Origin of the sequence: Cytobacillus purgationiresistens (assembly GCF_030813235.1) — a bacterium.
In the GTDB taxonomy this organism is placed as follows: domain Bacteria; phylum Bacillota; class Bacilli; order Bacillales; family Cytobacillaceae; genus Cytobacillus; species Cytobacillus purgationiresistens.
In genome coordinates, this window is record NZ_JAUSUB010000048.1 from 17,365 (window position 1) to 29,200 (window position 11,836).

An 11,836-nucleotide genomic window follows, 5' to 3' on the forward strand; every position below is an offset into this window, starting at 1 on the left:
AATGAATACCTTTATATTCATTCATAAAAATGTAAACAAAAAACTTACATCATTTATGATGATTGGTTAAACCTTGAATGATAAATTCAATTAAATAATGCATAATTTGCGGAAAATGTTGAATTCCAATTTCATCTTTATGTGTATCGATGCTGATCAATGAATCAAAGAAAACTGGCAAAAGTTCATCGTCGATATCTCCCCTAATTTTCCCTTGAGATTTCCAGTTCTTAAGTAAGTCCAAGTAAAAGCCGCGAATAGAATCAATGTTTTTGCCGCTTTCATTTCTGTAATATTGCTCAAGTTCCTTATAAAAGTCCTGACTATACCATTCCTTTAATATAGGGTTTGCATGAATCGCCTCGAAATTTTCCATGAGCAGTTGATTGATTAGTTTCACAGGCTCCTGATCTAAATCAAGTGTTTCAATGAGTCGGCTCTTGAGTTTTTCATTCTCTTGGATATATATTTCTATAAACAGTTGTTCTTTAGATTTATAGTAGTTATAAAATGTTCCAACACCAATGCCGGCCATTCCAGCTATTTCTTTAATATTCGTTTTTTTGAACCCTTTTGTACTAAACAAAATCTTACCGCATTTAAAAATGTTTGATTTTATGTCCATTGATCCTCAACCTTTTCAGAATGAATATTTTCTTATTCATTCGCATTAAACCACACAGCTTACCATACTGTCAACTTCAACAGATTTCAGTTGTAAGTAGAGCAAGGGTTGTTTGATGATTACCTTAAATCGATTGTTTTTATCTACCACGGTTTAAAAACCATCAAAATGAAAATAGTTAACAGTAGTGCGTTTTGTACCCAATCATAAGGGGCCTTTTTGTTTAATAACTCTATATATTCCTGTGGAATATTTATACCACCGTGCGCCTCGGCAATATTCAACATAGATTTCATTTTACGTTCTACGGTAAACGAGCTGTAAATACCTAAAATGATGAATAAGCCAAGTGCCGACATATACCAAACTGTCGTAAACAATGATGGATTCATAGCCCCCATTAATAAACCGGTAATCACAAGCAAGCCAAAGCCGATACTGGATAAGGGGTTCAGTTTTCCGATGATTTTATGAGCACTTTTTAACTCATTCATATTTTCGGCTGTTCTTAAAATCCGATTAAATACCAGTGCTGGTCCCAATCCAATGATGGCAGCAAAAATGTGAATTCCCACTAAAAAAATGTATAATTGATGCATAAATTCCACTCCTTCATCACTATTTTCTATACATGTTGTAACTTGATTGATGTTTCGACATCTATGGATTATTGGGGTCGGGTTTTCATAACCTTTTCCATCATGAACTTTACCCTTTATAATCCATTTCTACAATATGATCCTGCACATTTCTGTTACATTTGACAAAGTCCATTGCCCTTTTTAATAAAAAAAGCATCTCTTTCATTTGGCATTAAAGCAATTATTTCGGTTATCATACCCCATTGCTTTAATACCGCTACACCACGCCTTGTTAATCAACTGTAATCTTCAATTAGTGATATTTTTCCTTTTTCAATTCTAAATACTGATTTCCCTTTCAATTGCATCTTTTCTCCTGTTTTTAATCCGTTCGGCAAATCAACGGCCAGTATCCCTTCATAATCAATTATCACCTCTATTTTGTCGTCTATAGCGCTACAATCTATTATTGTCTGACGACGACTAGAGAAAAACTTAGTCGACTTTTCCGCGAGCTCCCTAAACTTTTGGGTACCACTAGTCTCCATGTTAACTTCACCATTAGAAATATTTCTGAACAGTATATCCTTATGCAGGAGTTTAACCATCCCTGGGACATCAAACGAATTATAGGCCTCAACATAGTTATCAATGATTTCTTTGATCTCTGAACAAATCAAAATAATAATCGCTCCTTTAAAAAAATAGGGTAATCGGAAAATAGCGTTGAAACGCTATTTTTCGAACCCATGTTTCTCTAAACGCACCCGTTTTACAAAAGTGTTAGGCATTTTTTTCTTCATGAATTCATTATTTATTTTTTGATGTAATTAGATGACCCTAAGCTCCCCTTGAAACCATCGCTCCAATTCGGAAAAATTGGCTCCCACCCATAGTCCCGTCGTACCTTGGCATTAGAAGCCCCACGTTCGCCACGAATGCTACCCGCTTGGACGTTTGGTTCAGGCGCACCGATTAACGAAGCATACACTGGCAGCCACACTGTTCCTGGAACCGGTTCATCGTCTACAATGTTGACCGGGCCGTTGGGCCATTCTAGTGCGGCACTCGTGGCTCGCGCAGCATCTTCAACATGTAAAAATGACATTATTCCATGAGTTGCCTTCATCTCTTGATTGCGAACCTTCTCCGCAACCATTCCGTATTGTTCATACCAAGTCGATGGTCCGTAAAGCATTCCGTATCGAAGGATAACGTACTCTTTCATTTCGGAAACAGTTTTCTCTAGAGCCACCACTCCGTCAATTGTTGTTTTTCGTGGCTCTGGCGCCTTAAGATCTAATGAAACCTCTTCAGTTGCTGGATAATTACCCGGTTCATATGCCCAAGAAATACTTTGGGCAATCATTCGTCGTACTCCAACCGCCTGGGATGCATCGACAAGATTTCTTGTTCCGACGGTTCTAATTCTTGCATTATCCTCCAGGTTATAGTTCCTTAAAGAAGTGAGTTGGTGGATGACAACTTCAGGACGCACTTTGCGAAAAGCAGCAATTACAGCATCCTGATCAAACACATTCACAACCACGGGCGTAGCACCCATTCCTTGAATAATGCTTTTAGACGCTTTATTATGAGTCATTCCAAATACTTCGTGTCCTTCTTTTACCAATATCGGAAGTAATAATCGTCCTATAACACCAGTTGCTCCTGCGACAAAAATTTTCAAAGCGCTACTCCGCCTCCCATTCAATTCGTATCCTATGGTTCTTCCACACCATAATCCGAATACCCAAAAAATATAAAGATTGTCGATATCTAAATTCCACTAAAAGACATTTCCCCCTCTATTTTCTGTGTCTGACATCTCTCTACTTTGTAAGGAAGCGATTTATTTCAGCTAAGTCACCCACAGTACCAATAACGGAAGCATATCGCATGGTTTGTCTCTGATTCGGCTCATAAAATGACCATGGGATGGAAACACCGGGATTGCCAGTTCGAATAAATCCAATCCATGCACTTCGAATAGCAGTTGTTAAATCAGCAACAACCTCTGGATTAGCACCTTGCAATATCGGTACATCCTTGTATGCTTCGAAATTCCCGAATATAAACGGCAGTTCTATGCCATGGCAGGCTTTAAAAGGCGATCCAAGCGGTGCCCAGTCCAACTGATACACCCAAGTGCGTGAGCCGGCTTTATGAACTGCTTCTGCTAACCTTAGAGAGGGGAGCAGGAACGTATAGTCCGTAAGTAAATCAGATACTAGACCGATAGTTGTACTACCGGGTCGCCGCCAGCGGTAACGCTCGATGGCTTCTTCTTTCCCAGTCAAAGCAACAAAACGCTCGTTAACCAAAGCTAGATCGATGGCTTTTATGTTCCCCAAAAGAATATTTGCTTCCTCTCTATTGGTACCTATAATGAGTTCAATACTTGCTTCACCAGCACCTTTTGCTGCCATTTCAATAAAACGATCCGCCGTAGAAATAGAATCAAAAACAGGCATAAAAGGGAGAGTAAGTTGACCAAAACGTGTGATTTCCTGTGCCAATTTTCCCGATGCTTGTATGATCTGGGTAGGAGACATGGTATTCAATTGAGCGGTAATTTCATGTGGATCGCTCTGGTTCACATTCAAGATATCCAGTAGCCGGCTTCCATTCTCAAATGCTTTTGCTTCTGATAATGGAGCGAGACTTGCGGGCGCGCTCTGTAGAATCGCTCTTCGGAAAAGACCTCGCGCTTCTCCCATGGCCAATAGGCACATAATGGCATGGGCTCCCGCAGATTGCCCCATGACTGTGACCTGATCAGGATCACCGCCAAAATGCGCAATATGATCTTGAACCCATTTTAGAGCAGAGAGAATATCGAAAATCCCCATTTTTCCATCGCTAACCCCCGGATAATACAAGAATCCAAAAGCACCGAGCCGATAATTGACACCTACGGTAACGATGTTCCCATCCTTAGAAAGCTCCGCTCCATCGTACCAGTCCAGCGACCCTGCGCCGGTCATATAATGTCCTCCATGCAACCAAACGACAACAGGGCGTTTTCCCTGATCGATGTCAGGCGTTGAGATTGTGAGCGATAAACAATCTTCCCCTTGCGATGGTTCAGATGATTCCCCGATGGCTTGACGTAATGGAGAAGGCGGCTGTGGCGCCATAAAGCCGTGAATACTTGCATCTCGAATTCCCGTCCAAGCAGAAATGGGACGCGTTGGAGAAAAACGAAACTTCCCCACGGGCGCGTCGGCATATGGAACACCCCAGAACTGTATGACATCATTTCTTCGAATCCCTTGAAGTGAGCCAACTGAAGTTTGTACGATACATGATTCGTTTCTCATAGAAGGTAACTCCTTTACTTAATATGATATAGATGTTCTGGATATTTCTTTAGTATTCGTTTTTTGAATCTTTTTGTTCTAATCAAATCCTAACCACATTTAAAAAAGTTTCATTTTATATCCATATGTCCTCCACCTTTCATGAATGAATATTTTTTTATTCATTCATATTTTATAACATAAATTACAATACTGTCAAACTAAAAACATAGATACATTCTTTGTCCTTAACTTTTGTTGGTCCTATGTTAGCTGAATATATGTATATGGTAATCTAAAAATGAACCACCATCGCACTTGAAAATTGAACCACTTCAATTTTGTTCAGCAATCGGACCATATTGTTGAAGATCGGTAAAAGATTTGAGAAAAGCATTGTTGTATTAACTATGGGTTAGTTTAAAGTTAAAAGGGACTTTATTTGTCCGTTGTTTTTTTCTGTATTACATTCAAAAGATGATGTAAAGATGCAATTCCTCTAATATGTTCAACCAACGTATTATCAATATACTTAAGAGAATTTTGAGCAATCTTTTTCGCTTGACTCAAATTGTTTGTATCAATTTCTGACAATATCTTTCGAACAATGTCTAAAGAATAGACGGCTTTTTGGACTATTCGAATGACAAGAACTTTGCGTAGATCAGAATAGCTGTACATACGAAAACCACTTTCTTTGTTACGGATAGGATTTATAAGGTTTTCCTTCTCCCAATGCCGTATCGCAGAAGCTGAGACATTTGCCTTTTTAGCCACTTCTCCAATAGTAAACGTATTTTTTTGATTTCGTTTTTCTTCTATTTGAATGAATTCATTTAACCCAAGCATTTCAACTGTTCTTTCAGCAGTTAGTTTTTCTTCTTGCAGGTCGACCTGTGCTTTATTAATTATCCATAAAGCCGTAATGTTCTCTCCTTTTATGATGAGAGGCATAACTTTTTTAACTAAGTTCATTCCAAACCCAGTATTTAATGCACGTATACATTGGAAGTAAGCTTCATGCTCCTGAGTATAAATACGATATCCGTTCTCTGCTCTTTCAACTTTAGGAACTAGGCCCCAGGCTTCGTAATGCTTAAGTGCGCTTGTGCTTATATTTAACTTTTTAGCGATCTCGTTTCCTTTCATGTTAAAACCACCTTATAAATATTTATTAAAGTACGTGTTAACTTTAATTGTAATAACCCTGTGAAGATAGGGATATTACAATTAAAACCTGCTCATTTGCTTTAATTTTATATGATATAAGAGTAAATGGAAAATAATCAGGGATTGTAAAAAAGCTTGGACTCAATTGTGATAGTTATGCCGTCCAAGAAAAAAAGCCCCCAATTTTTAGGAGGAGATTATATGGCAACGGTCTATCTGAAACTGCTGTTTAATAAGCGAGCTGAGGAAGCAGCAAAATTTTATACTGATTTATTTGAGGTTGGGAGAATTATTAAGGTTACTCGTTATCCTAAGGACAGAAACGAGTGTGTAGTATGTGGAATTAATCCTGCTGATGCTGGAGTAGTTATGAATGTTGATTTTGAAATAGGCTCCACTTTATTTACTGCTATTAATGGTAAGGAAGGGTCTAAGTATGATCATTCAAGTTCATTATCGTTGCTTGTATATTGTAAAAATCATGATGAATGGAAACTTCTCTATGAACAACTCAGCTGTGATGGAAAGATTATTTCAACAACAATAGAAGACTCAGAGCGTTGTCAATATGTGATGATTCAAGACAAGTTTGGTGTATTTTGGCGCTTGCTTATTTCTAGAACCAAGCAGACACAAAAAGTTCAACCTTTCTTATTATTTTCTGAAGAAAGGTCAAATGGGATAGTTGAAGTATTTCGTCATTACACTCAGATATTTCATGCTTCTAATAGATTAACTAACAACATGATACCCTCTATTAAAGAAGAAATGAATTTCTCTCTAGAAAACCAATCAATTGTTTGTGGAGAGGTACAAGTAGCTCCGAACTTTTCAGAAGCACTATCTTTTATCATTATTTGCGATAGCCAAGCTGAGGTTGATTATTATTGGAATAAACTCAATGAAGGTGGAGACGGCTATTACAGGGGAGAAAGTGCTTGGTTAGTCGATAAATATGGGATATGGTGGCAGGTAATTACAAAAGAATTAACCGATATGATGAGAGAAACCGAACACTTGGAGCATTCTATTAAAGAATTGGAAGAAAATGATCTTATTAATGTTAAAGAGATCAAAGAAAGACGGCAATAGTATCTTAACCTCCTTAAAAGTAAGCTGTTTCTATATAGAAATTAATGAAACAATTTAGTAAATAATTGTAAAGTGTACAGTGTATTTTTTTGCACTGATATTAAGTTGATGAGGTCAGTCCTATTAAATCAGAGGGACTGACCTTTTTTGATTTTTTTATTAGGTCTTGAAACGATCTTCCAGAAAAGGGCACATTTTGGGTACAACAGGTAGTCGATTTTTTACTAAACCAATCAGAATAGTTATAAATGGTTGAATGAAATTAATTAGGAAATCCAGCTATCTTCAAAGTGAAAATAGCTGGGTTTTTATAGTTGAATGTGCAAAATAACACTTAAAGTAAGTGCAAATTATCTACGAAAGTGACAAGATGTGCACAGTCGAATCGATTCTAGGTTGTGAACTAGAATTGGAAGAAGGCAGTCATGGCTAAACGCTCGAACTATGACGGTAGGGGAGTATCATTATCCTAACTGATGAGTTATCACCAGCAATCCACCACGATTGCATTAGATTCATAGATTATCGTTCGTCCCTATTGGGAGTCATAGCGTATGAATCAAGTGGCTCCTCATCAGTAAAACGTATCTGATTTTTTGTTATATACTACACGGCGTTATCTTCCGTGCTTTCTTTGTCAAAGAACAAACATATGATTAATGAAAGGGATAACCTAACCATTATTTATTCAAATCTTGAAAGCTAATATAGATTGCATAAGCTTTGAACGTAAACGATCTCGTGTATCCTCGTCGATGCCCCAATAAGTGTTCCCTTGCTCATCACATAGCTTACGCATGGACAAACTTGTCATGTAGCTTCCATAATGTAGAACAACCACCTTCATTGCTTCAGCTTCACCCTTATTTACAGCTAAAATAATTGGGTGTGGCAATAAGCCACGTTCGTTGTTTTCAGTATTAGAATAATCATCCCATTCCTCTGCATGCTCCTCCAAAAAACGTTTTAACCGTTCAAAAGAGCTTGTCCGTCTATACTGTACGGTACTGCGTGGAATATCGAGTAATTGACCAATTTCCACATCAGATAGTTAAAATAAATAGTATAGTAGGACTGTCTTACGCTTTTCTATTGGCAAAGTACGCATCGCTTCAGCAAGTAATTTCGGAGTGATGTTCTTACCATCCACTTGAAAACTTTGACCTTCTTCTCCTTCATATTGCTGATCTAAGGTATAAAGTTGATTTTCTTCTTGTGGTGTGAGATCAGAAAATGTCATCTCCTTTGCTTGTTGTCGCCTTCTTTCGTTGTAACTATTGATTATCTCATTCTTTAATACACGTTTACAAAAGGCGTTCAATGCACAGCGAACTTGCCATTCGGTACGATCTGGTTCTATCATGCATTTCCTCTCCCTTCGCAACTGCAAAGGTGGGTGATGATTTCCTCTTTCATAACCTTCAACAAAGTTTTTTGGAAAATGTCAAAGATTCGAGGAGATATTTTTAGCAAAAAGAAACCCAACTGCAATTTGATAACCAGTTGGGTATAGGTGTTCTGTATTTGTTAGTTAATTAAATTCACGGTATCTTTCATACTTTTATTTACGTAGATAGAATACTTAATAAAAATTCGCCTAATAGTATGGAAAGTCTTTTATAGTTACTTAATCTCTATTCTCTTTTTAGCCCAACCGTAGTTTCCTTCAAAACAGTATACTTTTTTTGATTTAATCCAATAAATCTTTTCAAACAGCTTATTAAGAAAATAACGATCGTGGGAAACTGCTAGAATTGTACCGTTATAGTTTTCAAGTGCATCTTCCAATACTTCTAACGATTCAATATCAAGATGATTAGTAGGCTCATCTAAAATGAGTAAATTAGTATCTTGATGCATTAGTTGAGCAAGTCGAAGACGCATTTTTTCCCCACCACTTAGTTGAGACACCTTTTTAAAGACGGAGTGTCCATAAAATAAAAACCTCGCCAATATTTGTCTTGCCAGCCCCTCTACCACTATTACCTCATTTCGAAATGCATCAATAATAGTTTCATCCCCCATATTAGAAAAAACATGTTGAGATAAATAACCGATTTTGACACTGTTACCTATTTTAACTTCCCCCTCATCGGGGTTTAATTGCTGAAGAATTAATTTGATTAATGTTGATTTTCCAGTGCCATTTTCACCAACAATTGCTACCCTTTGTTGATAGGTAATATGCATATTCACTAGCTCGAAAAGCTGTTGGTCTCCTAAGCTTTTGGATACATCTTGTAAAACAATAACATCATTTCCACTTCGATTGGATGATTCCATTTCTAAATTCATTTTCTTTCTATGAAGAGTTGGCTGATTCAACTTTTCCATTCTTTCTAGCGCTCTTTCCATATTTCTTGCTCGTTTATGGAGACCTTCACTAGGTGGATTCGACCTGTTCGCCCAGTCACGCAATCGTTTAATGGCTTCTTTCATTTTCTTTATTTTCTTCTGCTGCTCTTTATAAGCATGAAATTCCCGCAGAAGTCGTTCTTCCTTTTTCTTTACATAATCTGAGTAATTTGTTTCAAAATACTGAATCTCCCCTTCATCTAAATCTAAGATTTTGTTCACCATTTCATCTAGAAAGTAACGATCATGAGATACCATAACGATTGTGCCATGATAATTTTGTAGAAAGTTCCCCAACCATTCCACTGACGCTAAGTCCAAATGATTTGTTGGTTCATCTAGCAATAAAAAATCTGGTTTTTTTAGGAGCATGAAAGCAAGCTCCACCTTTGTTTTTTCACCACCACTTAGAGTAAAAAACTGTTTATTTAACAATCCTGTCATGTTCAAACCGCTAACAACCGTCCTAATAGTTGCTTCTATTTCATAGCCACCTTCTGATAAATAAAGATCTTGTAAACGACCGTATTCATTCATAAGTCTTTGTAAGTTTTGGTCACTTATCGGCTCACTCATTTGCGTTTCCAGGCTCTTCATATTCTCTTCTATCCGTAGTAATTTTAAAAAAGCACTTTTTAATATTTCTTTGGTAGTTAACTGATTATTAAAGTCTGAAATCTGTTTCATGTATCCAATTTGAGACCCTTTTTTCCAATGAACTTGACCGGAATCGGGTGTTTCTTCCCCAGCTAATAATTTTAATAACGTAGTCTTCCCACTTCCATTTCGGCCAACTAAACCAACTCGATCTCCAACTTTAATTTCAAACGATATATTTTTAACAACGGAGTTACCTCCATACATTTTTGTAACTTTTTGTACACTACATGCAATCATATTCCAGCCTCCTTACAACAAAAAAAGCCATGGGAAATAACACACTTCCCCATGACTCAAAAAATTAATACACAAAAAAAGAAGGGCATGAAAAGCCCCTCTTAAACCAAGTTTATATAATTATGGGATAAGAGATGTTTTCACCGTTTTAGATCCGCTATTAAGTTGTTAAAAAAGGGCACACGTATCCCGTTAACAACTAAAGCGGCAAATTTTGCACGGTTAAGAAACAAGTATTCAGTCCAAAATCCGTGCACTAAAACAGCTAGATTTAACATCTCTTCCCACCTCCGATCCATAATAAGCTATCTTATATACTATAAGTTTTACAATGATTTTTCAAGTCATAAATATCATCATATTTTCTTATTTCTTTTGATTTATTGAACAATCATCCAGTTCATATCTTTCTCTAAAGTGAGTACATATTGTGAAATTTGCTCTCCCTTCGTCGTTTCATCCAGATACTTCACAGATACCCAGACTTGTATCTGGTGTCCTGATTTTTGAAATACTGGATTGATTAGCTCCGAAAATATATAATCCTTGCCAATTGGTGGTAGGGCATTGTTTTTCACATAATAAGCAAGTTCTTTATCAATGGCAGTAGGATAAAATGTAAAGAATGTCTCCAAAAACTCTGTCACTTCTTGCACAGTATCGAAATCGACTGTTCCGTTACTTTCAGGTTGTTGTTGTTCATAATCTGATTTACTCGGTATGCTCCATAAGGTAGGGTTTTGTGTAATGACTAAGTTTCCTGCATTGTCTTGATAAAGCACGATTCGATACGCGGAATGAATCCATTGGCTATTTTTATCTTCTGTAATCTTTTGATCTACTGAATAAACAACCGCATAGGTATTATCATTTTCTGGTGACACTAACCAGATATCAATATTACCCACACTGGAACTAGTAGGAATATCTGCTCTAACGGTATCGGAATTTAAGGCTTTTAAATCCTCTGTCAAGTAGTCATTGATCTTTTCCGCTCGTTGTTCAATAGAATCTTTTTCGTTTTGCCAAGTGTAATAGTCTTTGACAAATTTCTTCGTGAAACTTTCTATGGCATTCGTATCCATAATGTTAGTTTCAATGATTTCTCTTTCATGAACGGTATGCTGATCTATCGCTGTAAAGTTTTTATAAATTCCAAAGGCAAGGCTGCTAATCAATAGCATCCATAAAAATAGCATTATTTTTTTACGGGGGCCAACAGTCCGTACTTTCGTTTTTTTTGATTTCGTTTCTAGCGTTTGTTTTTCTTTTTTCTTAATAAAGCCTTTCATCTGTTCCAACCCTTTCTATTGTTTAATACGTCCAGCTCCAATTAGGTGCTTTTGCCAGTAGGCAGTAGTTAAATCTGCATAACCGATTGGATCGCCGGCATTATACATTCGGTGATTCCCAACATAGATGCCAACATGGGTAACATACGTCCCTGAGTTATATGTGGAGTAAAAAAACACCAAATCCCCAGGTTTTGCCTCAGATAAAGATATATGCTCCGTCACGTCATACTGTTGCTGCGCTGTTCGGGGCAGGTTAATACCTGCTTTTCGATAACTCCATTGTGTTAATCCACTGCAATCAAAAGAAGTGCTTGGATTATCCCCTCCAAAGACATAGGGAAATCCTTCATACTTCAAGGCTTCATCCATAACAATCTGAACCATTTCATCATCAAATTGGGGCGAAGAGAAATATTGACTCACTAAATCGAATAGCGATAGGTAACTCTTTGAAACTATCTCCAAGTTTTCCCTCGCTCCACACCGTGCATGCAACTTTCACCGCACACGGCGTTCCAT

12 protein-coding genes and 1 pseudogene are annotated in these 11,836 nt (G+C 37.2%); 1 reads left to right on the forward strand and 12 read right to left on the reverse strand.

All coding sequences use genetic code 11. From position 1 onward, the window contains the following. Nucleotides 1-49: 49 nt before the first annotated feature. The 6 genes from J2S17_RS27415 to J2S17_RS27440 all read right to left on the reverse strand — a co-directional run bounded on the left by J2S17_RS27415 (nt 50) and on the right by J2S17_RS27440 (nt 5,657). On the reverse strand, nt 50-625 hold the full coding sequence (locus J2S17_RS27415; protein WP_307480274.1) for a TetR/AcrR family transcriptional regulator: 576 nt from the start codon (nt 623-625) through the stop codon (nt 50-52). A 143-nt stretch (nt 626-768) separates the two neighbouring features. After that, on the reverse strand, nt 769-1,224 hold the full coding sequence (locus tag J2S17_RS27420; protein ID WP_307480276.1) for a DUF2269 family protein: 456 nt from the start codon (nt 1,222-1,224) through the stop codon (nt 769-771). A 278-nt stretch (nt 1,225-1,502) separates the two neighbouring features. After that, a complete protein-coding gene (locus J2S17_RS27425) occupies nt 1,503-1,886 on the reverse strand; it encodes a nuclear transport factor 2 family protein (protein ID WP_307480278.1) in 384 nt (127 codons plus the stop codon). Between the two features lie 134 nt (nt 1,887-2,020). Next, a complete protein-coding gene (locus J2S17_RS27430; protein ID WP_307480281.1) occupies nt 2,021-2,896 on the reverse strand; it encodes an NAD-dependent epimerase/dehydratase family protein in 876 nt (291 codons plus the stop codon). 142 nt (nt 2,897-3,038) lie between these two features. Beyond that, a complete protein-coding gene (locus J2S17_RS27435) occupies nt 3,039-4,529 on the reverse strand; it encodes a carboxylesterase/lipase family protein (protein WP_307480283.1) in 1,491 nt (496 codons plus the stop codon). A gap of 417 nt (nt 4,530-4,946) precedes the next feature. After that, nucleotides 4,947-5,657 carry a MerR family transcriptional regulator gene (locus J2S17_RS27440; RefSeq protein WP_307480285.1) on the reverse strand — a complete coding sequence of 237 codons (711 nt, stop codon included), beginning with the start codon at nt 5,655-5,657 and terminating at the stop codon, nt 4,947-4,949. Between the two features lie 222 nt (nt 5,658-5,879). Between J2S17_RS27440 and J2S17_RS27445 the strand changes: the two genes are divergently transcribed. Beyond that, nucleotides 5,880-6,770: a VOC family protein gene (locus J2S17_RS27445; RefSeq protein ID WP_307480287.1), complete on the forward strand. Its 891-nt coding sequence runs from the start codon at nt 5,880-5,882 to the stop codon at nt 6,768-6,770. A gap of 688 nt (nt 6,771-7,458) precedes the next feature. On the opposite strand, the gene J2S17_RS29055 is transcribed toward J2S17_RS27445, so the two are convergent. The 6 genes and pseudogenes from J2S17_RS29055 to J2S17_RS27475 all read right to left on the reverse strand — a co-directional run. Then, nucleotides 7,459-7,812 (reverse strand): helix-turn-helix domain-containing protein, encoded by a 354-nt coding sequence (locus tag J2S17_RS29055; RefSeq protein WP_442342055.1) that lies wholly within the window; start codon nt 7,810-7,812, stop codon nt 7,459-7,461. A 9-nt stretch (nt 7,813-7,821) separates the two neighbouring features. Beyond that, nucleotides 7,822-8,133 (reverse strand): RNA polymerase sigma factor, encoded by a 312-nt coding sequence (locus J2S17_RS27455; protein WP_442342056.1) that lies wholly within the window; start codon nt 8,131-8,133, stop codon nt 7,822-7,824. Nucleotides 8,134-8,393: 260 nt separating this feature from the next. After that, nucleotides 8,394-10,022 (reverse strand): ribosomal protection-like ABC-F family protein, encoded by a 1,629-nt coding sequence (gene abc-f, locus J2S17_RS27460; protein ID WP_307480290.1) that lies wholly within the window; start codon nt 10,020-10,022, stop codon nt 8,394-8,396. A gap of 140 nt (nt 10,023-10,162) precedes the next feature. After that, nucleotides 10,163-10,321, reverse strand: coding sequence for an RAxF-45 family protein (locus tag J2S17_RS27465; RefSeq protein WP_307480293.1), 159 nt, complete (start codon nt 10,319-10,321; stop codon nt 10,163-10,165). Between the two features lie 81 nt (nt 10,322-10,402). After that, complete coding sequence (locus J2S17_RS27470) at nt 10,403-11,314, reverse strand: conjugal transfer protein (RefSeq protein WP_307480295.1); 912 nt, start codon at nt 11,312-11,314, stop codon at nt 10,403-10,405. Between the two features lie 15 nt (nt 11,315-11,329). After that, nucleotides 11,330-11,743, reverse strand: a pseudogene (locus J2S17_RS27475) (C40 family peptidase); the annotation flags it as partial. Nucleotides 11,744-11,836: the final 93 nt, after the last annotated feature.

Excerpts from the sequence above, each read along its gene's own strand:
- J2S17_RS27415 (WP_307480274.1), bottom strand. The coding sequence starts at position 625 with ATGGACATAAAATCAAACATTTTTAAATGCGGTAAGATTTTGTTTAGT.
- J2S17_RS27420 (WP_307480276.1), bottom strand. The coding sequence starts at position 1,224 with ATGCATCAATTATACATTTTTTTAGTGGGAATTCACATTTTTGCTGCC.
- J2S17_RS27435 (WP_307480283.1), bottom strand. The coding sequence starts at position 4,529 with ATGAGAAACGAATCATGTATCGTACAAACTTCAGTTGGCTCACTTCAA.
- J2S17_RS27440 (WP_307480285.1), bottom strand. The coding sequence starts at position 5,657 with ATGAAAGGAAACGAGATCGCTAAAAAGTTAAATATAAGCACAAGCGCA.
- J2S17_RS27445 (WP_307480287.1), top strand. The coding sequence starts at position 5,880 with ATGGCAACGGTCTATCTGAAACTGCTGTTTAATAAGCGAGCTGAGGAA.
- J2S17_RS27455 (WP_442342056.1), bottom strand. The coding sequence starts at position 8,133 with ATGATAGAACCAGATCGTACCGAATGGCAAGTTCGCTGTGCATTGAAC.
- abc-f (WP_307480290.1), bottom strand. The coding sequence starts at position 10,022 with ATGATTGCATGTAGTGTACAAAAAGTTACAAAAATGTATGGAGGTAAC.
- J2S17_RS27465 (WP_307480293.1), bottom strand. The coding sequence starts at position 10,321 with ATGGATCGGAGGTGGGAAGAGATGTTAAATCTAGCTGTTTTAGTGCAC.
- J2S17_RS27470 (WP_307480295.1), bottom strand. The coding sequence starts at position 11,314 with ATGAAAGGCTTTATTAAGAAAAAAGAAAAACAAACGCTAGAAACGAAA.